Annotated in this window: 29 protein-coding genes; 11 read left to right on the plus strand and 18 right to left on the minus strand. The window is 53.1% G+C overall.

Annotation, left to right across the window (positions count from 1 at the left end; all coding sequences use genetic code 11):
* The first annotated feature begins 38 nt into the window (after positions 1-38).
* On the plus strand, positions 39-1,121 hold the full coding sequence (gene degS, locus ACSHSR_RS18935; protein ID WP_062793558.1) for an outer membrane-stress sensor serine endopeptidase DegS: 1,083 nt from the start codon (positions 39-41) through the stop codon (positions 1,119-1,121).
* A 76-nt stretch (positions 1,122-1,197) separates the two neighbouring features.
* Here degS and rraB read toward each other — a convergent pair whose 3' ends face one another.
* The 6 genes from rraB to ACSHSR_RS18965 all read right to left on the minus strand — a co-directional run bounded on the left by rraB (position 1,198) and on the right by ACSHSR_RS18965 (position 5,734).
* Positions 1,198-1,587 carry a ribonuclease E inhibitor RraB gene (rraB, locus tag ACSHSR_RS18940; protein ID WP_025009331.1) on the minus strand — a complete coding sequence of 130 codons (390 nt, stop codon included), beginning with the start codon at positions 1,585-1,587 and terminating at the stop codon, positions 1,198-1,200.
* Between the two features lie 31 nt (positions 1,588-1,618).
* Positions 1,619-2,362 carry a 1-acylglycerol-3-phosphate O-acyltransferase gene (locus ACSHSR_RS18945; protein ID WP_025009330.1) on the minus strand — a complete coding sequence of 248 codons (744 nt, stop codon included), beginning with the start codon at positions 2,360-2,362 and terminating at the stop codon, positions 1,619-1,621.
* Between the two features lie 138 nt (positions 2,363-2,500).
* The gene (locus ACSHSR_RS18950; RefSeq protein ID WP_093982046.1) at positions 2,501-3,262 is read right to left on the minus strand and encodes a metal ABC transporter permease; all 762 of its coding nucleotides are present in this window, start codon (positions 3,260-3,262) and stop codon (positions 2,501-2,503) included.
* Between the two features lie 2 nt (positions 3,263-3,264).
* Complete coding sequence (locus tag ACSHSR_RS18955) at positions 3,265-4,173, minus strand: metal ABC transporter solute-binding protein, Zn/Mn family (protein WP_025009328.1); 909 nt, start codon at positions 4,171-4,173, stop codon at positions 3,265-3,267.
* Positions 4,157-5,362, minus strand: a complete 1,206-nt coding sequence (locus ACSHSR_RS18960; protein WP_479631041.1) for a hypothetical protein — start codon at positions 5,360-5,362, stop codon at positions 4,157-4,159. Before ACSHSR_RS18960 ends, ACSHSR_RS18955 begins: the two co-directional genes overlap by 17 nt.
* 81 nt (positions 5,363-5,443) lie before the next feature.
* Entirely contained in the window at positions 5,444-5,734 is a 291-nt protein-coding gene (locus tag ACSHSR_RS18965; protein WP_260851810.1) for a DUF2946 domain-containing protein, read from the minus strand.
* A 252-nt stretch (positions 5,735-5,986) separates the two neighbouring features.
* On the opposite strand from ACSHSR_RS18965, the gene ACSHSR_RS18970 reads away from it, so the two are divergent.
* On the plus strand, positions 5,987-6,112 hold the full coding sequence (locus tag ACSHSR_RS18970; RefSeq protein WP_037436329.1) for a hypothetical protein: 126 nt from the start codon (positions 5,987-5,989) through the stop codon (positions 6,110-6,112).
* A gap of 4 nt (positions 6,113-6,116) precedes the next feature.
* Here ACSHSR_RS18970 and ACSHSR_RS18975 read toward each other — a convergent pair whose 3' ends face one another.
* Positions 6,117-6,452: a hypothetical protein gene (locus tag ACSHSR_RS18975; RefSeq protein WP_025886860.1), complete on the minus strand. Its 336-nt coding sequence runs from the start codon at positions 6,450-6,452 to the stop codon at positions 6,117-6,119.
* 180 nt (positions 6,453-6,632) lie between these two features.
* On the opposite strand from ACSHSR_RS18975, the gene ACSHSR_RS18980 reads away from it, so the two are divergent.
* Positions 6,633-8,252 carry a mechanosensitive ion channel family protein gene (locus ACSHSR_RS18980; protein ID WP_144131865.1) on the plus strand — a complete coding sequence of 540 codons (1,620 nt, stop codon included), beginning with the start codon at positions 6,633-6,635 and terminating at the stop codon, positions 8,250-8,252.
* A gap of 60 nt (positions 8,253-8,312) precedes the next feature.
* Here ACSHSR_RS18980 and ACSHSR_RS18985 read toward each other — a convergent pair whose 3' ends face one another.
* Together ACSHSR_RS18985 and ACSHSR_RS18990 are read right to left on the minus strand one after the other, a co-directional pair.
* Entirely contained in the window at positions 8,313-10,019 is a 1,707-nt protein-coding gene (locus tag ACSHSR_RS18985; protein ID WP_146508663.1) for a formate--tetrahydrofolate ligase, read from the minus strand.
* 233 nt (positions 10,020-10,252) lie between these two features.
* Entirely contained in the window at positions 10,253-11,086 is an 834-nt protein-coding gene (locus ACSHSR_RS18990) for a MaoC/PaaZ C-terminal domain-containing protein (RefSeq protein ID WP_146508700.1), read from the minus strand.
* A gap of 198 nt (positions 11,087-11,284) precedes the next feature.
* Between ACSHSR_RS18990 and ACSHSR_RS18995 the strand changes: the two genes are divergently transcribed.
* Positions 11,285-12,079: a methyltransferase domain-containing protein gene (locus ACSHSR_RS18995; protein WP_107005578.1), complete on the plus strand. Its 795-nt coding sequence runs from the start codon at positions 11,285-11,287 to the stop codon at positions 12,077-12,079.
* Here the strand turns inward: ACSHSR_RS18995 and ACSHSR_RS19000 are convergent.
* Together ACSHSR_RS19000 and ACSHSR_RS19005 are read right to left on the minus strand one after the other, a co-directional pair.
* Complete coding sequence (locus ACSHSR_RS19000) at positions 12,040-12,675, minus strand: chemotaxis protein CheD (protein ID WP_025886858.1); 636 nt, start codon at positions 12,673-12,675, stop codon at positions 12,040-12,042. The genes ACSHSR_RS18995 and ACSHSR_RS19000 overlap by 40 nt on opposite strands.
* A 45-nt stretch (positions 12,676-12,720) precedes the next feature.
* Positions 12,721-13,608, minus strand: coding sequence for a TraB/GumN family protein (locus ACSHSR_RS19005; protein WP_479631042.1), 888 nt, complete (start codon positions 13,606-13,608; stop codon positions 12,721-12,723).
* Between the two features lie 47 nt (positions 13,609-13,655).
* Here ACSHSR_RS19005 and ACSHSR_RS19010 point away from each other — a divergent pair, with 47 nt between their 5' ends.
* Positions 13,656-13,967 (plus strand): hypothetical protein, encoded by a 312-nt coding sequence (locus ACSHSR_RS19010; protein ID WP_025009323.1) that lies wholly within the window; start codon positions 13,656-13,658, stop codon positions 13,965-13,967.
* Positions 13,968-14,084: 117 nt separating this feature from the next.
* Positions 14,085-15,818, plus strand: coding sequence for a GGDEF domain-containing protein (locus ACSHSR_RS19015; protein ID WP_071239130.1), 1,734 nt, complete (start codon positions 14,085-14,087; stop codon positions 15,816-15,818).
* On the opposite strand, the gene ACSHSR_RS19020 is transcribed toward ACSHSR_RS19015, so the two are convergent.
* Positions 15,815-16,339, minus strand: coding sequence for a DUF3016 domain-containing protein (locus tag ACSHSR_RS19020; RefSeq protein ID WP_071239131.1), 525 nt, complete (start codon positions 16,337-16,339; stop codon positions 15,815-15,817). The genes ACSHSR_RS19015 and ACSHSR_RS19020 overlap by 4 nt on opposite strands.
* A 285-nt stretch (positions 16,340-16,624) precedes the next feature.
* Between ACSHSR_RS19020 and ACSHSR_RS19025 the strand changes: the two genes are divergently transcribed.
* Positions 16,625-16,930: a hypothetical protein gene (locus ACSHSR_RS19025; RefSeq protein ID WP_208161880.1), complete on the plus strand. Its 306-nt coding sequence runs from the start codon at positions 16,625-16,627 to the stop codon at positions 16,928-16,930.
* A 6-nt stretch (positions 16,931-16,936) separates the two neighbouring features.
* Here the strand turns inward: ACSHSR_RS19025 and ACSHSR_RS19030 are convergent, their stop codons facing one another.
* A complete protein-coding gene (locus ACSHSR_RS19030; protein WP_025009319.1) occupies positions 16,937-17,446 on the minus strand; it encodes a DUF4240 domain-containing protein in 510 nt (169 codons plus the stop codon).
* A 119-nt stretch (positions 17,447-17,565) separates the two neighbouring features.
* Here ACSHSR_RS19030 and ACSHSR_RS19035 point away from each other — a divergent pair, with 119 nt between their 5' ends.
* The 3 genes from ACSHSR_RS19035 to ACSHSR_RS19045 all read left to right on the plus strand — a co-directional run bounded on the left by ACSHSR_RS19035 (position 17,566) and on the right by ACSHSR_RS19045 (position 19,365).
* A complete protein-coding gene (locus ACSHSR_RS19035; RefSeq protein ID WP_037436326.1) occupies positions 17,566-17,961 on the plus strand; it encodes a hypothetical protein in 396 nt (131 codons plus the stop codon).
* 172 nt (positions 17,962-18,133) lie between these two features.
* Positions 18,134-18,406 (plus strand): HU family DNA-binding protein, encoded by a 273-nt coding sequence (locus ACSHSR_RS19040; protein WP_025009317.1) that lies wholly within the window; start codon positions 18,134-18,136, stop codon positions 18,404-18,406.
* 266 nt (positions 18,407-18,672) lie between these two features.
* A complete protein-coding gene (locus ACSHSR_RS19045) occupies positions 18,673-19,365 on the plus strand; it encodes a TorF family putative porin (protein WP_028779648.1) in 693 nt (230 codons plus the stop codon).
* Between the two features lie 23 nt (positions 19,366-19,388).
* Here the strand turns inward: ACSHSR_RS19045 and rimK are convergent, their stop codons facing one another.
* The 4 genes from rimK to ACSHSR_RS19065 all read right to left on the minus strand — a co-directional run bounded on the left by rimK (position 19,389) and on the right by ACSHSR_RS19065 (position 24,676).
* Complete coding sequence (gene rimK / locus ACSHSR_RS19050) at positions 19,389-20,294, minus strand: 30S ribosomal protein S6--L-glutamate ligase (RefSeq protein ID WP_025009316.1); 906 nt, start codon at positions 20,292-20,294, stop codon at positions 19,389-19,391.
* Positions 20,295-20,375: 81 nt separating this feature from the next.
* Positions 20,376-22,103 carry a putative bifunctional diguanylate cyclase/phosphodiesterase gene (locus ACSHSR_RS19055; protein WP_025886855.1) on the minus strand — a complete coding sequence of 576 codons (1,728 nt, stop codon included), beginning with the start codon at positions 22,101-22,103 and terminating at the stop codon, positions 20,376-20,378.
* 12 nt (positions 22,104-22,115) lie between these two features.
* Entirely contained in the window at positions 22,116-22,547 is a 432-nt protein-coding gene (locus ACSHSR_RS19060) for a response regulator (protein WP_025009315.1), read from the minus strand.
* Entirely contained in the window at positions 22,544-24,676 is a 2,133-nt protein-coding gene (locus ACSHSR_RS19065; protein WP_418352122.1) for a CHASE domain-containing sensor histidine kinase, read from the minus strand. The genes ACSHSR_RS19060 and ACSHSR_RS19065 overlap by 4 nt, the downstream gene beginning before the upstream one ends.
* Before the next feature lie 303 nt (positions 24,677-24,979).
* Between ACSHSR_RS19065 and ACSHSR_RS19070 the strand changes: the two genes are divergently transcribed.
* The gene (locus ACSHSR_RS19070; RefSeq protein ID WP_025886854.1) at positions 24,980-25,162 is read left to right on the plus strand and encodes a PA3496 family putative envelope integrity protein; all 183 of its coding nucleotides are present in this window, start codon (positions 24,980-24,982) and stop codon (positions 25,160-25,162) included.
* Positions 25,163-25,233: 71 nt separating this feature from the next.
* Here ACSHSR_RS19070 and ACSHSR_RS19075 read toward each other — a convergent pair whose 3' ends face one another.
* Positions 25,234-26,199 carry a PDC sensor domain-containing protein gene (locus ACSHSR_RS19075; protein ID WP_025009312.1) on the minus strand — a complete coding sequence of 322 codons (966 nt, stop codon included), beginning with the start codon at positions 26,197-26,199 and terminating at the stop codon, positions 25,234-25,236.
* Positions 26,200-26,395: the final 196 nt, after the last annotated feature.

Raw genomic sequence — 26,395 nt, forward strand, 5'->3', positions numbered from 1 at the left:
GCTAATCTAACGAGCCTTTTTTAATATTCAGCAATGTCATCATAATGAAAGAAACCCTGATCTATATCTGCAAAGCTGTGGTCTTTGGCCTGGTAATGGCGGCAGTCTTTCTGCTGGCCAACCGTTTTATGGGCGAAGGCAATCTCGGTGGCAACCTGTTGCAGTTCAGGGGAAACAGTGGTGCAGAGCTGTCCTTTGCCAAGGCGGTACGCCGCGCCGCGCCAGCGGTAGTGAATATCTATAGCCTGAGTATCAACCAGAGCCGGCCTCTGAATGGCGGTTCTCTGCAGGGCCTGGGCTCAGGCGTCATCATGAGCAAGGAAGGCTACATTCTCACTAACTATCATGTGGTCAAGAAGGCCGATGAGATTGTGGTGGCATTGCAGGATGGCCGAAAATTCGGTGCAGAGGTAGTCGGTCAGGATCCTGAAACTGACCTGGCTGTGCTGGAGATCCAGGGGGATAACCTGCCAGTCGTACCGGTTAACCTCGACAGCCCACCTCAAGTGGGCGATGTGGTGCTTGCCATAGGTAACCCCTATAACCTGGGGCAAACCATTACCCAGGGGATCATCAGTGCCACAGGTCGTAACGGCCTGAGCACAGGCTACCTGGACTTTCTGCAAACCGATGCCGCCATCAATGCCGGTAACTCGGGTGGTGCCCTGATAGACACCCATGGCGGCCTGATAGGCATCAACACTGCCGCCTTCCAGATAGGCGGTGAAGGGGGTGGCCATGGCATCAACTTCGCCATTCCCATCAAGCTAGCCTACGCTGTCATGGGCAAACTGATCAAGGACGGCCGGGTTATTCGCGGGGCTCTGGGGATCTCGGGTGAAGACGTCAGCCCGGTTGTGGCGCAAATACTTAACTTGCCGGATCTTCGCGGCGTAGTGGTAACCGGCATAGAACCCAATGGCCCGGCAGCACTGGCCGGTCTGAGGCCCAGAGATGTGATCACTCAGTATCAGGGGGAAGAGGTTACCCGCATCTATATGCTGATGGACAGGATTGCCGAGACCACACCTGGTACCAAGGTCACACTGCAGGTGATCCGCGCCGGTAAACAGATAGAGCTCCCGGTCGTTATTGGCGAGAAGCCGGTCGACTACAACTGAAAATAAATCTGCCGGCAAAACTGGCAGAGACAAAAACACCGGGCCAAGAACCCGGTGTTTTTATTGGTAACAGGACTTAGTCCTGCTCTTCGTCGTCTTCATCTTCCAGCTCGTCACCTATGTAATAGGTGCCCCAGCCGTCATAGTCAACCTTATGCTTGACCGCCAGCTGCAGCAACTGCTCACAGGCCTTATCCAGAAGTTCGGCTTCCAGTTGGTGGTAGGCAATGGCGTCAAAACAGAAAATCAAACTACCATCATCCAGTTCCACCTCTTCGGCATCGTTAACCTCAAAGCCCAATTTAAAGGCATCGACTGCGGCCTTTTCCAGGCGGTCAAAGTTAGTGGACGAAAAATGGTGCTCTATGGTGTATTCAGCATCGGCCTCAGAACCGTCATCCAGCAAGGACTGAATAATGTCACGGTTTTCCTGCTTCTGTGCCTGCAACAGACGTTCAATGGACATGCTTGTCTCCGAAAAAATAGGTCAGAGGGTATTATACGATATCCGCGGGCACAGTTTTACCCATAAGTGCTGCCGCCTCGGCATTGAGTTGTTTCAGTTTGCTGGCCATGGTGGCATGGACCTTATCGGACAACTCTTTAACATTGGCCTTGCTTAGGCCTTTGGTCGCCACCGGCTCCATCATCTCAATGATCACCACGCCATTGTTCCAGCGGTTGAGCTTGATATGGCACTGATTGGAAGCCAGTACCGGTACCATAGGCACTCCGGCGGCTATGGCGGTATGAAATGCCCCAGCCTTGAAGGGCAGCAAGCCGCGACCGCGACTGCGGGTGCCTTCAGGAAATATCCATACAGAGAGGCATTTCTCTTTGATCTTACGCGCCGTCTCGGCCATGGTTTCAAAGGCGCGGGTACGGTTTTTACGGTCGATGAGAATATTACCCGAAAGCCAATAAAGCTGACCAAACAGCGGCATCCACAACAGGCTCTTCTTTCCCAGGCTGACAGTGCCTTTGGGAACCGCTGCTGTGTGGGTAAACATATCGAAATTATTTTGATGGTTCGCCAGAAAGATACAGGGCTCACCCGGGTTGGTTTTGCCTGCACGCACTATGACTTTAACACCCAGTATAGGCGCTACCGCCGAAAACAGTCGGGCAAACAGGTGTACATTGTCTCTGTGTCTTGGACGCAAGATGCAAAAAATGCCACCAAAAACAAAGGCCAGCAATAAGAGTACCGCCAGCAGCAGAGAACGGACTATCAACAGCATAAATTTACTCCACTTATGCAACGGCGGACAGTATAGCTACAGGCCTGCTGTGGCTCAATCTTTTGTTTACATCTGTGCGCTGATTTTTAACAGCATAAAAAAATGCGGCCACTGGGGCCGCATTCAATCTCGCCAGTCTCAGCGGCGGCCGCTGAAGCCAAGCAGCACACGGAACAGCAGAGCGCTCAGTGCCAGAGTTGCCACTATCGCGGCCCCACTAGGCAGGTCATAACTCGCCGAGGCCCACAGACCGGCGACATAACCCAATACCCCGACCAGATAGGCCCAGCCAAGTGCGAAACGGCCGCTGTATTTATTCAGCGCCAGTGCCGGCAGAATCAAGGTGCTAAACACCAGATAGACACCCACCAGCTCCACCGACAGGGTTATCACCAGGGCAAACAGGGGATAAAACACGGCGCCATTGAGCAAAGACGGGCGCCACAGCAATAGCCCCAACACCAGAGCATAAACCAGTGCCGGCAAGATCAGTTGTGGCCAGTTGACCCAAAGGATCTGCCCCGACATCAGTTGCTTGAGCAGCTCGGCACCATGGGGGTCGTTGGAGAGCAGCAACATGGCAGCCACAGCAGCCAACACGTAGAAGCAGCCGATCATGGCCTCCAGCTCAGAGGCCATCTTACGTGACAACCAGGCTATGACTCCGGCCCCGGCCAGGGCAAACAATGCCGGCATCCATACATGAGAATAAGGAATATCCTCCAGATCATGGTTAAGATGCGCCACTATCGCCCCCAGAGCCGCCACTTGGGCAATCGCCAGATCGATAAAGATGATCCCGCGCTTCAACACCTGACGCCCCAATACCACATGGGTTGAGAGCACCAGCAGGCCGGCCGCAAAGGCCGGCAGGAGTATGCTGAACAGTCCGCTGTCCATAATCAATTCACGCTCTTGAGCAGCGAGATGGCGCTGTCATACAGGCTGAAAAGATCCTGGCTCTGGGCGTTACCACCGACCGACATGGGCAATACCAATACCGGCAGCTTGGCTCTTTCACCCAACCAGTTGGCGCCACGTTCATCCTGATAGGATGCCACTACCACGGCACTGACATCCCCTTGCCCTGCCCGCTCAAGCAGCGAAGCCAAGTGTGAACTGCTGGGGGGCAACCCGGGCTTGGGCTCGAGATCCGCGACCTGAGAAACTCCCAACCAGTTGAACAGATAGCGGAAACTGGTGTGATAGGCGATAACCTTCTTGCCCTTGAGTGATGCCGCTTCGGCTTCCCACTTGGGAATAGCTTGCTGCCAACGCTCGCTGAATGCCTTGAGCGCAGCCTCGTAATCGGCTTTTCCTTGAGGATCCAGGGCCACCAGCTTGGCGCTCAGCGCCTTGGCGATATCCAGCATCCGATACGGGTCAAAGTGCAGATGCGGATTCCCCTTGGCGTGCACATCCCCCATGCTGCGGTCGACCGAATCCAGCTTATCCAGGGTCTCAACCTGATCGGCTGCAAAAAACAGCCCCTGATCCGTAGAGCGCACCTTGGCGTTGGAAGATTTCATCTGCAGCATAGGCAACCAACCGATTTCCAGATCCGCACCGGCGCAGACCGCCAGATCAGCCTGGCGCATCTTGGCGATTAAACTGGGCCGAGCCTGCACCTGGTGAGGATCCTGCAAGGCGGTTGTGGCCGAATAGATGTCCGCATCCGGCGCCAAGCTCTTGGCCAACGCGGCATATTCAGGTTCACAGGCAAAAATATTCAGGCTGGCCTGAGCCTGCCAACTGGCCACCAGAGTTAAAGCGGCCGTGGCCAGGCCGACAAATTTAGAATTGATGCGCACCGTGGGCCCCCAGAGTCATAACGTATTGCAGAGTGATAACATTGTCGTCTTCGATACCGTCGAAATTAGTGCCACGCTGATTGGTGTACTGCAGTCTTACGGTAGAGAAGTGGCTGTGATGCCAAGCCAGGCTAACTTCGGTTTCTTTCAGCTTCTGACCGTGGAAATGATCGTCGTGGGCCTGCTGGGTATCCAGCTCGCCGTAGCGGATCCCGGTAGACCAGCTGGGGCTCCATTGGTAGACACCGCTCAGATACCAGCCCTGATGGTAATCTTTCGGCTCTGCATGGGCGTGTTCATCCTCGTGATGCTCATGCTCGGCCTCGGCAACGAAATCTGCCACCCGGAAATATTCACCACTCACAGTCAGATGCTGATACTTGTAGTTGCCGTTGGGTGCCCACTTATAAACAAAGTCGGCAATATAGGTGTTTTCACCCGTATAAGAGGCACCATGGCAGTGACCTTCATGGTCGTGGCCGTGATCATGCTCCTCTTCCTCACCTGCGTGCTCTTCAAAAGGGGTCATGCGGCCATTTTCATTGCGCAGATATGACAGCCCCAACTGCCAGGAACTGTCTGTCCCTATATCGCCACCTATCTTGGTGTAAGCGGTATAAACACCCACATCCTTGAACTCGCGCTCGCCGTGTTCATCCTCGGCACGCATCTTGTCGCCCTTGAAAGCTTCCAGACCCATTACCCAGTAAAGGTCTGTCGGCGCCACATAGTTCAAGCGGATACCATCATCAAAGTAGTGATTGCCCAGGAAGGCACGGTAAGCCGCCGGTCTGTCGGTAAAGGCGTCTGTGTGAGGATGTTGGTTATTGAGATAGCCCACATCAGACAGGAAACGTCCGGCGCGCACCGCAAACCCTGCCGGCATCGCCAAGGTCTGAATAAAAGCCTCTTCCAGATTCACTTCGGTATCACCATCATGATTTTCTATGGTGGTGGTGAGTTTGCCGTAAAACATATCGTCAATATTGGCGCTGAGCGCCAGTTCGGTTTCCCCCAGACCAAAACCTTCCTGACGCTCGGCCATGGGACGATCCGCCGTTTGATAATAGCCATCCAAAACCGCACTGATCGCCGGATTGGTCAGCGTAGGGTCCTGGGCCATTGCACAGGTGGAAAACAAGCCACAGGCCAAGGCCAGAGGCGAAATACGAGTTGAAAAAACAGTCATTTTAGCTCCTGAAATACAGCAGTCATCGCACCGCAATTCCATGCGGTCGATAGCAAAATTTAAATAGATGTCTCTTTAAATTCAGGCTGTTACAGGTGGAGCACGACTGTTGAACAGGCGAACGTGGGCCGCCTGCCAGGAAGGAGCCGTAAAACTGACTCTGATATAGGATTGTTTGACAGCATCCAGATGCAGCCCGGTGCCGGGCATGAGCTTGTTCAGCTGATGCTGATGGAAACAGAGGGTACAGTGGGTCTTGTGACCCTCTTCGAGATGGGAAATGCTGTGGGCCGATGCAGCCACAGACAAGAGCACCAGTATGGCGGCAAGCCATATGGCAATAGTGCTTCTTGTACGAACAGCGATATCCAAACCTAACATCCCCCAGATAGATCCGGCGCTAGTGTAAGCCAGCCTACCCCAAGGTTGCAACAAGGTTAACAAGGCGAAGCTGAAACTAAAAGTTACAAGATATGTAACGGCGCCAAGGTTTCGGCGCTAATTACAGCTTACAGGCCTGGCTGAGATTAAGTTCTGCTTAAGCTCAGCCGGTTAAGGTTTACCCTATACTCTTTGTGCTCGCGCGGGCCCGCCCATGGGAGCAGCCTAACCAAAGGAAAAGCTATGTTGGCATTTCTCAAAAATAACCTGGGGATTATCCTGTTTGCCATTCTGTTTTGCGGCGCCATTTTGGGCGGCATCTATTACGTAGAAACCTCCCTGGCCAATCAGGTACAGGTGGTAGACTGAACCCTCAGCGATACTTCTGCCGCTGCGCCGAATCATCCTCTTCAACTTTAACCGGCGCTTCAACCGTGTGCAGATGATCCATCAGGTGGCTGATCAGCAAGACGATCAGCCCAAGGATTGCGACAGGTATCCCGAAGTGTCTGGTCTCTGGAACCAACCAGGCACAGATAGCCGCAGCCGCCCCCAGATAAAAACCCACCAGTTTCAATTTCAATAACCAAGGCGTCTTCCCAAGCCAGGCTTCACAATGAGGACACTGGATCTGCGCGGAAAAGCCACTGCCCCGCTGCCGGGCTATCTGAGAAACATTAAAGGTTTTATTGCAATTGGAACATAGCACTCGAGCGTTCTCCGGCGAGCTCAACAAAGGGGCGCTATTCTAGCAAAGCTGGCGTCTGCCTTATATCTCCCATGAGTGAAAAACCACAAATCCGCGAGCTTTTTGGGCGTCATCGGACATTTCGTGTCATATTTATTGACTCCAACACTTCAAAAATACAGATAAAAATCGGACAAAAACATGGTTAGAACTCTCTTGCTCGTGTTGTGTTTATCTCTTTCCTGGCAATCTTTCGCATCTGAACCCGAACCGCTCGCTACCGAGCAGCTCACTTTGATGCAGCAAACCATAAGACAAAATATCCAACAGCTTCGCAGTGCCAAGGGCGAACTCAAGGCGGTGACTGAGTTTAGGATCAAGGCGCTGACTCTGGCACAAAGAAATAAACTCAAAGAGAGCATAGATGCCATTGGCGACAGGAGCGCAGAGCAGAATGCCAAGGTGAATGTTTTGCCGCATCTGCAAGCGCAGCGGCAACTCCTGCAGGAGATGGTGCAATATCTCGACAAGGAGATAATGTCGCTGCAGGGCAAGCTAGGCAAAGGGGAAGATCAACAGCTGATGCTTGAGATCTCCCGCCGCAGCCTGGAAAAGGATGAAATTCAAAAAGGCTTGCTGGAACTGCTCAATTGGTCAGAGCAACTGGGACAGGATGTCAGCCAGGCGAAAGAATCACTCAAGCAACGTCTTATCGTCAGAGCCGAGTTGCTCGAAAGTCTGGTGAGCTACAACCAGCAGCAGTTGGGCGTGCAAATGGCCGAAAATGCGCTGGCGGGCAAAGATATCAGCAGCGAGCAGAGCAAGGCCTTGACCCTGCTGAAAGAGCGGTTGGAAAACAACAGCAGCAGCCTGAGCGCAGTGATAGGCATGCTGGATAAGTTGGATGTGGATACCAGCGATCTGAAAAAGACCCTGTTTGCCATTTCCGGAGATATCACCCAGGACGTCCTCAATATCGATATTGTCTCCAGTCTGGCCGGACAATGGTTTGATATCGCCAAGGCGCAGTTGATTGAAGGTGGGCCGGATATACTGTTCAAGATATTTATCTTCTTGTTTATCTTGCTACTTACCGTCTTGCTGGCCAAATTAACCAAGCGAATCGTCGCCAAGGCGGTCAGTAACTCCAAACTCAAGTTCAGCAAGCTGCTGCAAGACTTCTTCACCTCGCTTTCCGGCAAGATTATTTTCACCCTGGGGCTGCTGATAGCCTTGTCACAGCTTGGATTCGAACTCGGCCCACTACTGGCCGGTTTCGGTATTGCCGGGGTAATTATCGGTTTTGCGCTGCAGGATACCCTGTCCAACTTCGCCTCAGGGATGATGATCCTTATCTATCGTCCCTTCGATGTGGGAGATCTGATCCATGCCGCCGGAGTCACAGGCAGAGTCAGCCATATGAGCCTGGTATCTACCACCATCAAGACCCTGGACAACCAGCGGCTGATCATTCCCAACAACAAAATTTGGGGCGATACCATCAACAATATCACCGCCGAGCATCACAGACGGGTAGATATGACCTTCGGCATCAGCTACAGCGATAATATTGAACAGGCCGAAGCCGTGCTGGAGCAACTGGTGCAAGAGCATCCCAAAGTACTCAAGCACCCTGAGCCTACGGTTAAACTGCACCTCTTGGGCGAATCCTCGGTGGACTTTGTGGTGCGCCCCTGGGTCAGGCCGGAAGACTATTGGGAAGTTTACTGGGACATCACCCGGGCGGTGAAGATGCGTTTCGACGAGGAAGGGATCAGTATTCCATTCCCGCAGCGGGACGTACACTTCTATCGCGGTTAAATCGGCGCGGCAGTATCCAATACAACAAAGGGCGCATCTGCGCCCTTTGTTGTTATCGAGTTAAAGCCCTATCACTTCACCCTGCTCATTGATATCGATATGCAGGTAGCCTGGGTTCAAACCCAGCCCAGGCATGGTCATCACCTTGCCCACCAAAGCAGTGACAAAACCGGCTCCGGCGTTAAGCCTAAGCTCAGTGATTGGCAGGGTAAAACCGCTGGGGGCCCCATTGAGTTTGGGATCGTGGCTGATAGACATAGGCGTCTTGGCCATACACACAGGCAGCTTGTCTGCGCCAAGACGCCGGATCTCGGCCAGTTGCTCACGGGCCTTGGCCGACAACTCTACCCCGGCCGCACCATAACCAAGCTCGGCCAAGGTTGCCAGACTGGCCTCGAGTCCAAGCGAAGGGTCATAGAGAGGCTTGAAGCCATTGCCCTTGCCTATGGCCGCCAATACCGACTCGGCCAGAGCCTTGGCACCATCGGCACCTAGGGCAAAGGCCTCACTAAGTTCACAAGCATCGGCGCCCTCGGCGAGGCAGGCCTGTCTCAGCCACTCAAGCTCCTGCTCGGTATCTTCGGGAAAACGGTTGACGGCCACCACCACAGGTGTGCCGTAGCGGCGCACATTGGCCAGGTGCCAGGCCAGGTTGGCAAAGCCCTGCTCCAGTGCCTGTTGGTTAGGCTGGCTTACTGCCTCCCCCTTGAGCCCGGCATTACTCTTAAGCGCTCTCAAGGTCGCCACCAAGACGGTGCAATCCGGCTGACGCCCGGAAATCGGCGCCTTGATATTGCAGAACTTCTCAAAGCCCATATCCGAGCCAAAGCCGCCTTCAGTGACCACATAGTCGCTGAGTTTCAGCGCCATTTCGTCGGCAATGATAGAGGAGTTGCCATGGGCGATATTGGCAAAAGGCCCGGTGTGGATAAGACAAGGGGCGCCGTTGAGGGTCTGCATCAGTGTCGGCTCCAGCGCCTGACGCAAAATGGCGCACATGGCACCGGCAACCCCGAGCCGCTCGGCTGTGATGGCCTGTCCGGAGGTATCGAGTGCCAGCAACACCTGGCCGACACGGCGGCGCATATCGGCAAGATCGCGACTCAAGGCCAAAATGGCCATCAGCTCCGAGGCGGCGGTGATATCAAAGCCAGACTCATGCTCAGGGCCATTGTTATTTCCCAGCCCTACCTGAATTTGGCGCAGGCTGCGATCATTATGATCCATCACCCTGTGCCAAAAAAGCTTTTCCGGATCGATATTGAGCGCATCCAAGCCACTGCGACGGCTGAACTCTGCCGCCCCGAGGCGCTGCTCGTGATGCAGCCTGGCATCCAGTGCGGCGGCGGCCAGGTTGTGGGCGCTGGTAATGGCGTGAATGTCCCCGGTAAGATGCAAATTCAGTTCTTCCATCGGCACTATCTGGGCATAACCACCGCCGGCAGCTCCACCCTTGACGCCAAAGACCGGCCCCATACTGGGCTGGCGCAAACAGGCGCAGACCTTGTGCTCGAGCGCATGCAGGGCCTGGGTCAAACCTATGCTGGTCACCGTCTTGCCTTCACCGTGTGACGTAGGCGTTATCGCAGTCACCAGAATCAGCTTACCGGGCAGATAGTCATAGACCCGTTCGAGCAAGGACAGCGGGATTTTTGCCTTGTGGTCGCCGTAACAGCTGAATTCACCGGGACGCAACCCCAGCTCAGTAGCAATATGCTCAATGGGACGCCTCGGCGTCATTCTAGAGATCTCTATGTCCTTCAACATTCAGTAAAACTCCCACAAGGGCCAAAGCAAATAGATCAAAGGACCCGCATACTAGGCCATTCCGGCTTCAAGCTAAAGTCGGAGCCCTCTTTATTCAGCAATACCTTAATCTGGGTCAAGAAATCTCTGGCCGGAATTGGCCGAAAAACAGTTTCCGAACGGAGGGAAAATAGCGAACGCAGGAATCATGGAGCCAAACAGGGGCCAAGGCGGGAAACCTAGGCCCCGACATCTCAGAGCAGGGAGACCTCACCAAAAAGATGCGGCCTGCGCCCTTTCTGATCTCTGAGTTCAAACTTATAGCCCTGCTCCATGGCCTCGGCGCAGAAGCAAACACTGGCCGGCATAAACAGCGGCAATTTGAACGCCACGTCAATGACACAGGGCCTATTGCCCAGCTCAGGCATCAACTGAGCCACGCAGCGGGCCTTGGACCACATGCCATGGGCCAGCACCCGGTCGAAACCAAAACGCTTGGAAAGCAAGGGATGCAGATGGATCAGGTTATAGTCACCCGAGGCTCTGGCATAACGCCGCCCCAAGTCGTCACCCAACTCCCAGACACTAGGGTTTTCCCACTGAATATCCCCGGCCTTGGGTGGTCTTGCCCTGCGCCCCGGCTTATCTATGCGATACAGGTAAGTAGACAAGGATTCCCACACCAGCTCTCCGGCCACTGTCACCCTGGAAATAAGGTCAAACTCCAGCCCGGAATCTGTCTCTCGGCTGTCAGTGAGGCGACAGTCGATATCGAAACGCTCATCAAGGGTAACACTGCGAAACTGACTGATACGGTTACGCAGGTGGATCATTCCCAGCAGAGGAAAAGTGATGGCGTCATGGGTAAAGATCACCGCATGCAACCTGAAGGCCATCACATACAGATAGGTAGGCGGCAGAGTTTTGCCATCAAACTCGAAGCCACACACCTGAGCGTAGTCGGCCACCTTGCCGGGCTCCAAAACCACGCCGGGAGTATTAACGCTGATACGAGGTAAAGGCTGGTTGTCCCAGCCAGGCTTTCGCCCGAAAAAAATCTTGCGATACAGCGAAAACAACGAAGGCATTGTTCGCAGTTCGACACTGAATTCCATAACCAAAAAGCCCACCTTGAGTATTCCAAGCCGAGCATTATACCTCATCCCTGCCGTTTTCGGAGCTATCTATGATTTTGCGATCTGTCCGCCATAAGCGCTTGAGCCTGATGCCAAGGGCTGCGGCTTGTGAGACACTATATGCCTTCAAGTCATTCAGAACCCTCCAAAGTGCAAGATCAGAACTTTGACAAGCTGGCGCAAAAGTTCGCCAACAATATCTATGGAACCCCCAAAGGGCAGATCAGAGCCGCCGTACTCTGGCGCGATCTGCAGGAACAGTTACCCTATTTTGCCGGCCGTAAACTCAGAGTACTGGATGCCGGTGGCGGTTTCGGTTTTTTCAGTCAAAAACTGGCGGCCATGGGGCATGAAGTCGTACTTTGCGACATCTCCTCGGCCATGCTGGAACAAGCCAAAGAGCAGATTGCCGCCTCGGCCGAGCCCTTGGATATTCAACTGCTGCACTGCGCCATTCAGGAGCTGAACGTAACGGAACTGGGCCAGTTCGACCTTATCCTCTGCCATGCGGTTGCCGAATGGTTGCATGATGCCAAGGGGACGCTGGCGGGCTTGCTGTCACTCTTGAAAGATGACGGCCTGTTTTCACTGATGTTTTTCAATAAGGAAGCGATGCGCTTTCACGCCCTGGTGTCTGGCAATCTCGACTATGTGGCTGCCGATCTGCAAACCCGCAAAAAAGTCCGCCTCAGCCCGAAACATCCGTTGCAAATAGCCGATGTACAAGCTTGGTTTAACGAGTGGCAACTGGAGTTGAGGTGTGAATCCGGGGTAAGAGTCATCCATGACTATCTTAAAAAGAGCTTGCCGGATAATTTCGACTTCCAGCAACTGCTGGAGATGGAGCTGAAATACTCACGCCAGCAGCCCTATCTTTCTCTGGGCCGCTACGTGCATTTCATTGCTCACAAGGCATCCGGGCCGAACAACTCGATCGAGGGTTGATCTTTGCCATCCACTATCTGATCCAGATAACGGTTCTCTTCCGGCACCAGTTGCGCCAGGCGTTCGGGATCCATGTGTTTAAGCAGAACCTTGCCGCTGTTGGGGTGAAACATCACCTTACGCGGCCAAGGGCCACCCAAATCCTCCGCCTGCACAGGGATCTGCTCGAGTTCGAGATAACGTAGTACAAAATCTATGTTGGACTGGCCGACATTCAGCACACTGCTTTGGCCCATTCTGGCGCCGCCGAATACTTTGGCCTGTAATCTGTGTCGCTGACCACCGACACAGAGTATGGCATTGATCAGCTGCTCCATGGCCCAGTTGCCGTAGCGGCAGCTGTAGCTGGTCAGTTGGTGCCAATCTTCGTGAAGTTTGCGCTCGGGTAACAGAAAGTGATTCAGGCCACCTATGCCGAGTACGGGGTCCCAGATACAAGCCGCCACACAAGACCCCAAGCGGGTAAAAATGTACTCATCGGCACCTGTAATATAAAAATCGCCGGGATCGACCCTGGCAACCACCTTGCCAAAACGTTCATCCCACTGACGAACTGTTCCTTCAAACCCCTTGTACGCATCGCTAATGCCTTGCATCTCAACTCCCTGTGTCCAAGCACAGCAAGTATAGACCTCAGCGCCTCAGTTTGCCTCGCCGGGCGGTATATCACAGCTTTGCCGCCAGCAGTTACGGCTGCTGACTCCGGCTTTATGCAGATACTCGAGTAGGCTCTTTTTGCCGGCCAGATGCCCGGCACCGACGGCCACAAACAGTGACGCCTGATTGCTGTCCATTAAACTCAGCAGGCGCTCAGCCATGCCTTGGTTACGTTGCCACAGCAGTTTTTCCAGCAATACGTCTTCACCTTCGGTGGACAGCTGATGCAACATCAACTCGGTCAACGCTTTTTCATTACCGCTACGCCAAGCCGTGATCAGCGCTTGGATCTCCCGATCTTCGCCGCGAATGCTCTCCCTAACCATACTCCACTGGTGCTCCAGCGCCAGCGAGTCCAGCAGTGCCAACTGCATTTCTGTACTTTCCAGCTCCAGCACGGGTCTATCACCGACCCCATCCAACAGATACTGCTCAACACCCAGACTGGATTGATAACCCAGCTCTACGAAGCGCTGCATACTGATCTGTACCGACTGCAACCAGGGGGACATCATCGCCAATTGCCGGCACAAAGGCTTGCCGCCACAGTATCCCTGCAGCAGCGTCTGGGTTTCCTCATCAGGTGTTGCGGCCTTCAAGCCATACTTTTGCAGCAACTGCTGCGCCGCAGGATCGCGGACATCGGCTTCCAGCACCAGAGCACCGGCGTGGCGATAGGCCTGCTCTATCTGGTTTGGCAGTGGATAGAAGTCGGTCTTGCCGACATGCACTGAGCCCATGAGAAAAGCCGTCTTGCCGGCAAACTCCAGCTGATGGAAAGGCGGCTTGTCGCCATCTCTTGCTTGGGCCATACCGCTTAAAAGCAAGCCACATCCGAAGAAGATCCACAGCAGTCGACTTGTTGCGCGCATCCCTGTTCCTTATAATTTCAGCCAAAGTTCACCAGTTAGAGGCTGTTATGCCATACACCAAGGTCATTGAGCAACTGAAAGCCAATCTGCAGACCGCTTACCGTCAGGCTGTCGATGCCGATAACCGTCTGGATCAGCTGCAACAGGCCGGCCATGGAAAGTTTTCTGCCGTATTCACCCAAGAGCAAGGCTTTACCACATGCAGTAATCGCTTCCTCCCTTATGTACAGGAGCTGGCACAGGCGGTAGCGGATCTTGAAGCCGAAACGGCGCCCACCCCGGAACAGCTGGAGGCGCTGCTGCCGAAACTGGCGGTCTTGCTGCAGACGCTGCAAAAATTTAAACAGCAGAGTAAATAGCAGAGTTCAAACTGCAAAATCACTCCGATAAGCCGGGTCAAGCCCGGCTTTGTCATCTTAGTGTCACTTGCAACACCTAGACTCTATCCGATTTGGGGCCTGGTGAGGTATTGCAGTTTGATGGCCATAGACAGGATTGCTGAGCTTAGAAGTGTGTTGGATAAAGAGGATATCACCGCACTGTTTCAGCCGATTATCAACATAGACAGCAACAGTATTCATGGCTTTGAAGCCCTAAGCCGCGGCCCTATCGGCAGCAGCGTTCATTCTCCATTTCATCTGTTCAGTACCGCCGAACGACTGGGGCGCCTCTCCGAGCTGGAGACCTTGTGCCGCCGGGTCTCCATAGCACAATTCCAGCAAAGACAACTGCCGGGCAAGCTGTTTATCAATATCTCCCCCAAGGCACTGCTGGCTCCAAGTCATCCCAAGGGGCAAACACTCAAACTCTTGCAACAGTTCGGCATAGCACCATCCAATGTGGTCATAGAGCTGTCGGAACAATACCCGGCCGATGACATAGATCAGCTCAAAGCTTGTCTGGATCACTACCGCAATCAAGGGTTTCTGACCGCACTCGACGACCTTGGCGCCGGCTACTCAGGCCTGCGCCTCTGGTCAGAACTCTCGCCCGACTATGTCAAAATTGATCGCCACTTTATCCATCAGATAGATAAGTTTCCGGTTAAACAGGAGTTTGTCCGCTCCATCATAGAACTGTGCCAAAGCCTGACCTGTAAAGTCATCGCCGAGGGCATAGAGACAGAAGCCGAGCTGACGATACTGCGTCAGCTCGGGATCACCTATTGTCAGGGCTTTTTGCTTGGCAGACCCGAGGCGCAACCTGATAGGCAATTGCAGACCCGCTATCTTGCCATTCGTCAGCAGGAACAACCGAGATACAACGAGGCGGCAGAGAGCCTATGCCATCAGGCGCAAACCTGCTGCTCTGATACCGAACTCAAGCAGTTGAGCGAACGCTTTCTCTCCCAGCCGGAGCTTCAGTGCATAGTGGTGCTGGAGCAGAAACAACCCTTGGGGCTGGTCTATCGCCATCGACTGATGGAGCTGTTTTCCCGGCCCTATGGCCGCGCCCTTCATGAGCACCAGGCGGTCACAGAGCTCATGGACAAAGATGTGCTTATGGTCGATGCGGCCACGCCGCTGTCGCGGGTGAGTCAAAAACTCACCGCCAAGCCTGGTACCGAAATAGCGCAGGAATTCATTATTCTGCGTCAGGGCGACTTCATCGGCCTGGGCCATACCCGCGAGCTGCTGCAGCGCATCACTGAACACAGAATACAGACGGCGCGCCACGCCAACCCATTGACTGAATTGCCCGGGAATGTGCCCATTCAGGAAGAGCTGCAACGGCTGCGCAAACTGCGACAGCATTTCTATCTGGCCTATTTTGATCTATGCCATTTCAAACCCTATAACGACATCTACGGCTTCAGTCGCGGTGATGAAGTGATAAGGGCAGTCGCCGGCCTACTCAGACAATACGGCAAGGCGCAATTTATCGGCCACGTGGGTGGGGATGATTTCGTAATGATAGGCACAGAGCCGCAACTGCTCGGGGTTTGTCAGCAAATATTGGCAGAGTTTGAACAGGGCAAGAGGCAGTTTTTCAGTGACGAGCACTGGCAAAGACAGCACTTGTTTGCGCAGGACAGACAAGGGCAGGAATGCCTTCACCCGCTACTGCGCCTCAGCGTCGGAATACTGCCACCGTCATTGAGTCTGGACGCCAGCGAGCATGAGTTGTCCCGCTTGTGTGCACTGGCAAAAAAACAAGCCAAGCACAGCACCCAAGGGCTGTGCTTGCTGGAGATGCCGAGGACGGCTTAGAGTTTAGGCTTGAGTGTTTTCTGGAACCAGTCTTTCAGCATTCTTTCTTCATAACGGAAGCTGTCGCTGTTAATTCTGTCTACATGGTCGAGAAACTGCATATCAGTCAGCTTTTCATCGCCGGCAACGACCACCTGATCGCCTTCCAACAAGCGATAACTGAAGCTTATCTTGGGCGGATAAACGTTCTTGACTACACGTATATCGTTGGCGGTAGCGCCAAAGGTAGGCCGCACATCGCCGGCCAAATCCACGTCTGTGACTGTCAGTTCCAGCTTTTGGTTGTCTTTTAGAGATGAGGAAACGTCTTTATCCAAGGCTTTGGTCAAAGTCTCGAACAGACGTTTTTCGTAACGGGATTGCAGCTCGCTGGCAGACTTGATGTCCCGAAAATCCTTGGGTGACTGCCACTCAATTTTTACCTTACCCGACTCGGTAACCGGGTTTTCATCGACCTTGTCGGCCGCCAGCGCCGAGGCAGAGGCCAGGGCAGCTGCAAGTAACAGATATCTGATTTTCATATCAGCCTCCTTTGGGAGCGAATGTCAGTATGCATTTGGTTCAAACTCAGAGTATAAAATTTAACCTGAATCCGGGCTTAACGCAAAACTAATATGCGAACATCATCCTGTTATAAGTGATTATTTTATTTTGTTATTTTTCATAGACACCCACAAAAATGCGTTAACCTGAGTATCAATTTGTTGTAGCAGCCCCAACAAGCTTTAACACAAGGCTGCTTGAGTCAGGCCCGAGGAAGTAATCTAATAGCAGAGCTAAAAAAACCAGTCACAACAGGAGCGCCAGTGAAATTCTCGCCGTCTTTGCTGATTACCTTGGGACTATTTACCGCCCTGGGAATTGTTCTCGTCGCCATCAATCAGGATGCCAAACCCAAGGGGCCGGAAACCTGGAGCGCCTTCATTTATACCCATGGCTTCGATTCGGGGCGTTATATCAAAAAGGACGATTTTGGCGACTATGCCAGCTGTAAGGCGTTTGCCATCGAGAAGTCCCAGGCCGCGGAGGGGGCACCTTGGGAGTGTGCCAGCTACTGCCGCTTCGACTCCCGCCGTCAGGGCTTTCAGTGTGAACAGATGCGCAACGACTAAGCCTGCTTAGAAAGGGAAACGGGCGCTGAGCTTGGGGTAAAGCTTGCGCAGTGCCTTGGGTTGATCGTTGAAACGCTTACCCTTGGGCTGACTCAGCCCCGAAGGCACAAAAGGCAACTCTTTCCCGGTACGGGTCTCGTATAGCTGGCCGGCCAGCAGATCTATCTCCTCAACAAAAGGATAAGCATAGCCATTCAGCTGCGGCCAAACTTCCAGTTCCCCCAGCGAATCCGCTGCATTGCAGGCCGCCTGATAACGCTCCTTACCCAGAGTCACCAGGAAGTTGCGAAACTCGGCAAAGCCATAATCTGAATCGACTCCGGCGATGATGTAAGCAGCTCCCCAGAGATCCCAGCTGTAACTCAGCCTGAGCTGCCGGGCAAAGTGTTTATCAAACTCTGCCAGCTCATCATCGCTAAGACCTTGCAGTTTTTCGGTCAAACGCGCCTGGAGTTGCTGTTGGTCTTGTTCGGGATAGTCGCGGCTGACCAGCTCCCAAAACTGCTCTTCTGTCATTGAGTGTTATCCTGCCAAAAATGTCGGCGGTTATTTTACCGCAAAAAGCGATTAAAATCCGGCTGGACTCCCCCCAGGGCTTTCCATAGACTTAGGCCAATTTCTCACAGGAGTCATTTATGTCCATTTCAAGACCAATACCATTGGTACTGCTTTGTATCCTCTACCTGGTACTGGCTGTGGTAGCACTGTGGCGCACCATCAGCACCGGCGCTGTGGATCTGTTTACCTTGGGAGTCATCCCTGTATTGGTAGGCATAGTAATGCGCACATCCTGGTCATTGTGGGCATTGCGTATCTATCTCTTTATTCAGACTCTGGGACTCATGGCATTTGCCACTACGGCTTTGGTTGCACTGCAGATTACGCCGCAGGATGTCAAACTGGAGCTGGCTGGGCGAAATATCCCCTTGCTGCCGCTGGCTGCTGTGTTGCTGGCCTTGCTGTTATTCCAGTATTGGGTGGCTTTTTCCGGCAGGACCAAGCGCTTTTTGCAGCAGGAAAAGTCTGACTAGATCGCACTGAATTTAAAGAAATCGGCGACCGGCTCACAATTTTGTGTCTTTTTGGTTAAAAAATAGCGGATAAAGCCCAAGAAGCCCGCTGAAAGGCCTTTTCAAGCCAAAAACCTTATGGCATGTTAGATGGGTAATAATAACTTATCGACGGAAAGAAGAGACGCTCCAGATGAACAAAACTGAACTGATCGCTAAAATGGCAGAACACGCCAACCTGTCCAAGGCAGAAGCTGCCCGCGCACTCAAGTCGTTCGAAGTAGCAGTGACCGATGCCATGAAAGAAGGAACTAAAATCTCCATCGTAGGCTTTGGCTCTTTCGAAACTTCAACCCGTGCAGCCCGCACTGGTCGTAACCCGCAAACCGGTAAAGAGATCCAAATCCCTGCCGCCACTATTCCCAAGTTCAAGGCCGGCAAGGCACTGCGTGACAGCGTCAACTAAGCCGCTTTTCACGGATGAAAGCGCCTCATATTGAGGCGTTTTTTATTGCCTGAGGTTCCCAACACTCCATTGCACAAAAAAAGTGCAGCCCGCCCCAGCGAAATGCAACATTTCCTTAACCTATCTCACACTCAAAAGCTAACCACATGTATTTAATGCCTATTTAAACTTGGCACAGGATTCGCTCATTCCGCACAGACAATAATGAGTATCTGCACCGGTCAAGCTTGCCCGGCTCCAGAACCCAAACCATCGAGGGGATGAGAATGAAACACACCAAGTTTTCACTGTCAGTTATTGCAGGTCTGTTGTTGGTGGCCGGCGAAGCCCAGGCCGCTGTATCGGGGAATATAGGTGCCGCCTCCAACTATCTGTGGCGCGGCACCACCCAGACGGATGACTCTGTCGCCGTTCAAGGCGGTATAGACTATAGCCACGACTCGGGCTTTTACCTGGGAACCTGGGCCTCCAATGTCGACTTTGGTGACGATACCAGTTACGAGCTCGATTTTTACGGTGGTTACTCCGGCAGCATAGGCGAAGACTTTGGCTATGACATCAGCTATCTCTACTATGGCTACCCGGATGCCGAAGGCGATATCGACTTTGGTGAGCTGGCGCTGACTCTCAGCTGGAAGTGGTTTGAGTTGGGTTATGCCAAGGTGGTTAATGCCGGTGATGACGTGGCCGCTGCGCCACTGGATAACAAGGATTTGAGCTATATCCATGCCGGGTTCAGCTATCCCATCACGGAAACCGTGACGCTGACGGCACACTATGGTTATTCAGACGGTGATGTGGTGCAGAGTTGGTTCGGAGTTTCCGACTACGCCGACTACCACTTGGCCATCAGCAAGGAAACCGGCATAGGCTCAGTCTCCTTTATGGTGGCCGATACGGATCTGCCGGACGACGATGCCAAGATAGTGCTCAGCTATGTCTATGAGTTCGAATTCTAAGGATGGGAAAGCCCGAGGCGCAATCAGGCGATGACAGGACGATTGCGTTTACGGGCGGCAACCATTTTTTCGATATGCTCCACTATCGGCTCGGCCACCTTGATACCTGTGGTCAACTCTATACCTTCAATACCCGGAGCTGAATTGACTTCAAGCACCAAGGCGCCACGCTCGGAGCGAAGAATATCCACCCCGGCAACAGCCAGCCCCATCGCCTTGACCGCATCAATGGCTGTCTTGCGCTCCTGAGGGGTAATCTTGATTTTCTCGGCGCTGCCGCCCAAATGCAGATTGGAGCGAAAATCCCCCTCCGGGCCCTGACGTTTCATGGCCGCAACCACCTTGTCGCCCACCACAAAGCAGCGAATATCACTGCCGTTGGCTTCTTTGATATATTCCTGCACCAGAATATTGGCCTTAAGCCCCAGAAAGGCTTCAATAACGCTCTCGGCGGCCTTTTTGGTTTCGGCCAGCACCACGCCTATCCCCTGGGTGCCTTCCAAAAGCTTTATCACCAGCGGCGCACCACCCACCATGGCGATGAGATCAGGAATATCATCCGGCTTGCTGGCAAAACCTGTGACCGGCATACCCACCCCTTTACGGGAGAGCAACTGCAGTGCCCGCAGCTTATCCCTTGAGCGGGCTATGGAGATAGAGTCATTGGCAGCGTACACCCCCATCATCTCGAACTGGCGCACCAGGGCGCAGCCATAGAAAGTCACACTGGCATGGATCCTCGGGATAATGGCATCAAAACCGCTGAGTTCCTCACCTTCAAGATGGATACTGGGCTGCACCGAGTTGATGTTCATATAACAGTTGAGTGGATTGATCACCCTGGCCTGATGACCACGTCCCTCACAGGCTTCCACCAGCCTGCGGGTAGAATAGAGCTCGGGAAATTGAGAGAGAATACCGATTTTCATGTTTGAGTGATCCGCCAAAGAGTTATGGCCCAGCAAAAGAAGTGGCATCTTTGACTATCCCTTGCCAATAGGCAAGTAAAATCAAACATCCCCCTCGGCCAGCAAAGGTAAAATATGCTGGGTTTCAAAATCCTGGGGCTGAATTGGCCGACAATAGAGATACCCCTGCAGCAGGTTACAGCCCCGCTCACGGCAAAACTGCGCCTGCGCCTCGGTTTCTATGCCCTCGGCAACTGACACCACGTTAAAGCCGTTGGCAAAGTTGATCAAGGCCGACAACAGACGCTTGCCGCGTTCATCCTGTTCGACCGAAGCCACAAAACTCTTGTCGATTTTCAGCACATTGATGGGAAAGTACTTGATGTGCTCGAGGGATGAAAAGCCGGTGCCAAAATCATCCAGAGAGAAAACAACTCCCAGCGCAGCTATCCGCTCCAGTACCTTGGCCAGCTCCAGCGGTTCCTCTATCAAGGCATTTTCGGTGAGTTCCAACTCCAGCAGCGAAGCCGGCAGCCCGGTTTGCTGCAATACCCTGACTATGGTCTGATACAGGGTTTCACGAATGATCTGCGACGGTGACAGGTTAACCGCCACAGATAACTGCTTGCCTACCGGAGTCAGCATGGCCAGCCACTCGACGGTTTGCGCGCAGGCCTGTGCCAACACCCACTCGCCTATCTCATCTACCAGTCCTATTTCTTCTGCTATCGGCAGGAAACTGTCCGGCGCCAGCAGGCCATCTTCAGGATGTTGCCAGCGCAGCAAGGCCTCCATTCCCAACAGCTCGCCGGAAATCGCATCGAATTTCCCCTGATAAAAGACCCTGAATTCATCCCGCTCCAGCGCGGTTCTCAGGCCCATCTCGATGCGGTTGCGAAACCTGACTTCTCTGGCCAACTCTTCGGAATAGAACTGGATCTGGTTGCGGCCCACCTTCTTGGCGCGATACATGGCAATGTCGGCACACTTGAGCAACTCAGAGCTGTCACAGACAGAATCGCTGTACACTGCAATGCCAATACTGGCGCCGATAAGCACATCATGTTCCCCCAGAGGGAAAGGCTCTTCAAAGGCCCTTTGCAGCCTGTTGGCCACCGCCATCGGGAAGTAACGATTCTCCGACTCGGTCACCAGCACTACAAATTCATCGCCGCCGAGACGGGCAATGAGATCCCCTTCCCTGAGCGCCGCACTGAGACGGTTGGCCACTTCCACCAGTAGGATATCCCCCACCTGGTGCCCTAAGGTGTCGTTGATACCCTTGAAATCATCCAGATCCAAGAGGATCACCGCCAGCATGTCCTGATGACGCTTGACCTGACTCAAGGTACGGTTCAGACAGAGCTCAAAACCGTAACGATTGACCAGCTTGGTCAGGGAATCATGTTCGGCCAGCTCTTTGAGTTTCTCGTGGCTTTGGCGCAATGCCAACGCCATGGAAGCCCTTTGCTTGGCATTGCGGATAGCACGGGTCAAGCGGCTGGTATTCACTTCATCCTTGAGCAAAAAATCCTGCGCCCCCAACTCGATGCAACGCTGCGCCAGCTTGTCGTCTTCATAACGGGAGATCATCACTACTGCGGTTTGCTCTCCGGCCGATTCATTGAGGCGGCTCAATACTTCCAGACCATTGGCATCGGGCAACATATAGTCGAGCAGTATGCCGTCGAAACGCTGCTGGCAGGCGAACTCCAAGCCACTCTGGGCACAGTTGGCCTCCATCACCTTGAACGCCAGTGACGATTGATCCAGGGCGCGGATGATAGCGGCTCTGTCTATCTCATCATCATCGATCAACAGCAGATTCATGCTTTCCATCCCTCAGGCTTCCGGCAACTCAACAATACGCCAATAGCTTTCCAGCATATTGAAAATATTATAAAAACCATCGCTTATTTCATGTTTGACCATATAGCCGGCCACATGATGCTTATAAGCCTCAACCTTGTCTTCATCGGCGCTTGAGGTGGTCAACACAAAGACCACGGAGAGAGACAGCACAGGGTCATTGCGGATATGGCTGAGAAACTCCAGGCCATTCATCCGCGGCATATTGAGATCCAGCAAGATAAGATAGGGGCAGCGCACCCGACCGTCGCCCAACATCTCCAAGGCCTCCAGCCCATCTCTGGCTCTGACCAAGGGGTTGAGCAGCCTGAGCTGCTGCATCGCCCGCTGCACCGCCATGAAGTCGACATCGTCGTCGTCCACCAACAGAATAGTCACTTCCTTGTATCTGGCTGTTTGACTCATGACTCCTCCTTGAAGTGGGCCGGCCAGGTGAAGTAAAAGCTGCAACCACGCCCTTCCGATTTCACCCAGATCTTGCCGCCCATGTTTTCCACCGACTTTTTCACCAAAGAGAGACCAAGGCCACTGCCTTCAACTTCATCTCTTGGCTTAAGCGTTTGGAATATTGCGAAAATTTTATGATGAAACTTGGCAGCTATCCCTGGGCCGTCATCCGTGACACAAAAACAATAATAGTCGCCCTGGCGCTCGCTGCTGACGCTGAGTACCCCCTCACCCTTGTCGTGGTGTTTGATGGCGTTGCTGAACAGGTTTCGGAAAACCAACTCCAGCGGTACTCTGGCCGTGGTCAGCAACGGCATATCAGACAGGATAGTCAGCTTGAACCCGGTTGGCGGCGCCACCAGGCTGAAGGTATCCTGCACCAATTGCTTGCTGTCCACTTCCGTCAACTCAGTATCCACCCTGCCTATGCGCGAGAAAGTCAGCAGGCCGTCCAGCAAGAGTACCATTCGCTGTACCCGGCTCTTGATCAGTCGCAGATACTTTTGCACCTGTTCACTGCTGTTGTCGCTGAGATCTTCTGCCAACCACTCGGATAACTGCTCTATGCCACGCAGCGGCGACTTGAGATCGTGAGAGGCTATGTAGGCAAAACTGTCCAGCTCACGGTTGATCTTCTCCAGCTCCTCTGTGTGGCGGGCTTTTTCGGCTTCAATCCGTTTGCGATCCGACACATCGTTGATAGTGGCCAGAATCGACTGGCCATTGGTGAAATGGATTGGGGTCAACCCCACTTCGACCGCCACCAAAGAACCGTCTTTGGCGCGGCCGAACAGATCATCGCGCTGGGACATATTCTTGGCAATCGGCTGCTGCAGATAACCGCCCATGTGCCGATTGTGCGACTTATGCAGACTTTCCGGCAGCAGTATGTTCACGCTGCGGCCCAATAGTTCGTCCCGGGCGTAACCGAACAGTTGCTCTGTATGGGCATTCACCAGAGTGATGAGTCCATGACCATCTACCATGATCAGCGCCGATGGCGAGGCCTCAATAACCAGACGGAAGCGTTTCTCATTGGCAAGGATCTCATTGGCTAGCAAGCCTTCCTGATACCTGGCTCTGGCGTTATTGAGCAAGAAATAGAACAACACCATGATAAACAGCACGCCTATGCCAAGCATCAGCTTGCTTTGCAGCTTCTCGGTTTCGGAGACAAAACTCTTGTCGGCGCCGATTTTCAGCAACCATTGATGACCACCGACTTTAAGCGGCAACACATGGTTGTAGGTTTTGGTAGCCTGGCCTTCCTCCTCAGTGCTGTACAGCAGCGAAGTGTCAGAGGCGGTATCGCCATCAAATACCTGCAGAATCAGGGAGGGAAACTTATCCGCCAAAATGCCTTGCATCAGGTTGTTCATCCGAAAGGCGGCATAGACCACGCCCTTGGCGGCCTTGGGGCCGGCGGCAGATTCATCATAAAGCGCCAAATACATCAAAAAACCGGCCTGGATATCCTGTTGGGTTTCCTGTACCAGGGTGATTTTGCCGGAGATCGCCGCCTCCCCTGTGTTGATGGCTCTGTCTATCGCTTCACGGCGAGTCGGCTCGGAATACATGTCATAGCCAAATGCCCGCCGATTACGCCAATCGAAAGGTTCCAGATAGATGATGGCCTGATAAGTGTCGCGCTCGCCGGACGGGTACACCCGATACTCATCAAAGCCTTCAGCCCTGATGGCCTCCTCATGGGCCGCCAGTTGCTCCGGGTGCAAAATAACGCTATAGCCTATCCCCTGGATCCCGGGATAAAAGCTTTCCATCTTGGCGTTGGTCACATACTCATGCCACTCCTCACGAGTCACTCCATCGGATGCCATAAACAGGCCCACACCGCCCCGCAGCACCTGCTCATAGGTCAACAGACGATCTCTTATGGCATCTTTGACCAGCATGGCCTGATACTCAAAGCGCTCACGTCCGCGCTGCTCCGCATATTGATTGAACAGATACCAACCCAGGCAGGTGAACAGAAGCGCCACCAACATGATCAGCCAAACCGAGGCCGGAGTGGAAAAACCGAAGCTTTTTGCAGGGGAGGATGATGCGGTGAGACGATCGTCCTGGATCATAAACAGCCTAGTCCTTAGCCAATAAAGCGAATGCTATGAGGTTAATTCTGGTCAGGATCATGAAAAAAACAAGTCAAAACAGCAAAAAATCCCCAAGTTTTAGGTCCTTGGAAAAGATCGTCAAAATGTTGTCTCGATCTCACTTCCTGTTGCGACTCAGTGCTAGATTTCAGTTTAACCAAGGCTAATATTGAGTAGAGAGACGGACAGAATCATTTGCTTTGTTAGACAAAAATTTTTGCTTTTCAGCCAATGCTTTTTTGGCTAGAAAATCCTTGGATAAACCGTGAGGAATTCGTTATGGCCCATATTGTTGAACTCGTGCCCAACGATGCTGAAATTGAAGCGATGACCACCCCCAAAAACCGTCAGGCCGAGAAGGCACTGCAGCACAAACGCCAGGTAAAACGCCGCTTGGAAGATTACCTGGAGCGCCTGGAACTCAGACGAGCCATGGGGCTCGATGATGACGATATGTTTTAGGGAAGGTGCGAACAAGTCCCATGTGCTCTGCGTCGGCTTGCAGATGTGGGAGGATGTCAGCAACATCCTCCTTATCCTTGCCGCCCCCGCAAAGACTGGGTTTGAATAAGCAAGGCCTCGGCTTTGGCTCCCAACCAGACGTATAGCCCCAAAGCCACCAATAAACCAACCACTGCCAGCATCATCAAAATCGCTCCCTGAATATATTCCACCTGCCCGAGTGATGCCTTGAACATGGTCAGCAAGGCCTCAATAGAGATGGCGATCAATATGGTGGAAACAAAGCGGGTAATGGTGCGCCGGGTGGAGCTGTGGCGGAAGATGTCTTTATGCATCAACACCTCCTCTTCCAGTATGGTCTTGCCGAGATCGAATATCGCCAACGCCAGGGTGATATAGATGATGATCCCGAACGGCTTGAGTGAGTCATGAGCCAGTTGCGGCCCCTGCGCCAACAAGTGCCAGATATCCCTGGCCGAAATCAGCACCAGCACCCCGACTATAATGAATAACCCTGTTACCAGAGTGAGATAAACCGCCTTGAACAGTGGCGTCACCTTGCGCCTGTGACTGTCGCCCATCATAAATTCAATCAGCCGGGTCAGGTTGATATCCACTACCACAAAGCCGCGACTGGCATCCAAACGACTCACTCCCAGAGATGCCGACAGACACAATTGCCCGGAAGCATTGGAAAGATAAGGTGAAGTTATCTGTACCCCGCTCTTGTCGCTGGCATTGAGAAAATAGGGGCGCTGGCTGCGATCCGGGTGTTCACCCACAGCCAGCAGTTTGATCTTTTGCTTGATAAGCGCCAGATTCGGGCTCACTTGGTGACCATTTTCGTCGAGTAAATACATCAATTCCACGAAGGGATAGCAGGCTGCTACTTCAGAAAACACCCTGATGGCCCGCCCTGTGTCGTCAAAGAGCTGAGAGTCGGCCATTCCGGTCAGAATCGACTGCAATAGTTCATCGATTAGCGGCTGATACTCATGAAAACGTTCAATCACACTCAAGTAACTCATGTTTGCCATAACTGCTCCTGAAATTCCGGCCATCTATCTCAGGTAAGCAGCTTGAATGCCAACAATGCAACATGATGAATATCAATTAATTAGCTTAAATCATCTGGGGCGACTATGCTCAATAACCAAGCGGTTGCACCAAGATCTGGCAAAGATAAATTCTGTTGCCAGACAGCGCGTTATCCAAGATGATAGCCGCCAATAA

This window comes from Shewanella sp. VK101, from assembly GCF_056497865.1.

What these genes read in the sequence shown, in the direction of transcription:
- ACSHSR_RS19020 (WP_071239131.1), bottom strand. Translation starts at nt 16,339, where the DNA reads ATGAAAATCAGATATCTGTTACTTGCAGCTGCCCTGGCCTCTGCCTCG.
- ACSHSR_RS19045 (WP_028779648.1), top strand. Translation starts at nt 18,673, where the DNA reads ATGAAACACACCAAGTTTTCACTGTCAGTTATTGCAGGTCTGTTGTTG.
- ACSHSR_RS18950 (WP_093982046.1), bottom strand. Translation starts at nt 3,262, where the DNA reads ATGGACAGCGGACTGTTCAGCATACTCCTGCCGGCCTTTGCGGCCGGC.
- ACSHSR_RS19070 (WP_025886854.1), top strand. Translation starts at nt 24,980, where the DNA reads ATGGCCCATATTGTTGAACTCGTGCCCAACGATGCTGAAATTGAAGCG.
- ACSHSR_RS19035 (WP_037436326.1), top strand. Translation starts at nt 17,566, where the DNA reads ATGTCCATTTCAAGACCAATACCATTGGTACTGCTTTGTATCCTCTAC.
- rraB (WP_025009331.1), bottom strand. Translation starts at nt 1,587, where the DNA reads ATGTCCATTGAACGTCTGTTGCAGGCACAGAAGCAGGAAAACCGTGAC.
- ACSHSR_RS18985 (WP_146508663.1), bottom strand. Translation starts at nt 10,019, where the DNA reads ATGTTGAAGGACATAGAGATCTCTAGAATGACGCCGAGGCGTCCCATT.
- ACSHSR_RS19010 (WP_025009323.1), top strand. Translation starts at nt 13,656, where the DNA reads ATGCCATACACCAAGGTCATTGAGCAACTGAAAGCCAATCTGCAGACC.
- ACSHSR_RS19005 (WP_479631042.1), bottom strand. Translation starts at nt 13,608, where the DNA reads ATGCGCGCAACAAGTCGACTGCTGTGGATCTTCTTCGGATGTGGCTTG.
- ACSHSR_RS19075 (WP_025009312.1), bottom strand. Translation starts at nt 26,199, where the DNA reads ATGGCAAACATGAGTTACTTGAGTGTGATTGAACGTTTTCATGAGTAT.
- ACSHSR_RS19055 (WP_025886855.1), bottom strand. Translation starts at nt 22,103, where the DNA reads ATGAATCTGCTGTTGATCGATGATGATGAGATAGACAGAGCCGCTATC.
- ACSHSR_RS18960 (WP_479631041.1), bottom strand. Translation starts at nt 5,362, where the DNA reads ATGACTGTTTTTTCAACTCGTATTTCGCCTCTGGCCTTGGCCTGTGGC.
- ACSHSR_RS18945 (WP_025009330.1), bottom strand. Translation starts at nt 2,362, where the DNA reads ATGCTGTTGATAGTCCGTTCTCTGCTGCTGGCGGTACTCTTATTGCTG.
- ACSHSR_RS18970 (WP_037436329.1), top strand. Translation starts at nt 5,987, where the DNA reads ATGTTGGCATTTCTCAAAAATAACCTGGGGATTATCCTGTTTGCCATT.
- ACSHSR_RS19060 (WP_025009315.1), bottom strand. Translation starts at nt 22,547, where the DNA reads ATGAGTCAAACAGCCAGATACAAGGAAGTGACTATTCTGTTGGTGGAC.
- ACSHSR_RS19000 (WP_025886858.1), bottom strand. Translation starts at nt 12,675, where the DNA reads ATGCAAGGCATTAGCGATGCGTACAAGGGGTTTGAAGGAACAGTTCGT.
- rimK (WP_025009316.1), bottom strand. Translation starts at nt 20,294, where the DNA reads ATGAAAATCGGTATTCTCTCTCAATTTCCCGAGCTCTATTCTACCCGC.
- ACSHSR_RS18980 (WP_144131865.1), top strand. Translation starts at nt 6,633, where the DNA reads ATGGTTAGAACTCTCTTGCTCGTGTTGTGTTTATCTCTTTCCTGGCAA.
- ACSHSR_RS18990 (WP_146508700.1), bottom strand. Translation starts at nt 11,086, where the DNA reads ATGCCTTCGTTGTTTTCGCTGTATCGCAAGATTTTTTTCGGGCGAAAG.
- ACSHSR_RS19040 (WP_025009317.1), top strand. Translation starts at nt 18,134, where the DNA reads ATGAACAAAACTGAACTGATCGCTAAAATGGCAGAACACGCCAACCTG.
- ACSHSR_RS19030 (WP_025009319.1), bottom strand. Translation starts at nt 17,446, where the DNA reads ATGACAGAAGAGCAGTTTTGGGAGCTGGTCAGCCGCGACTATCCCGAA.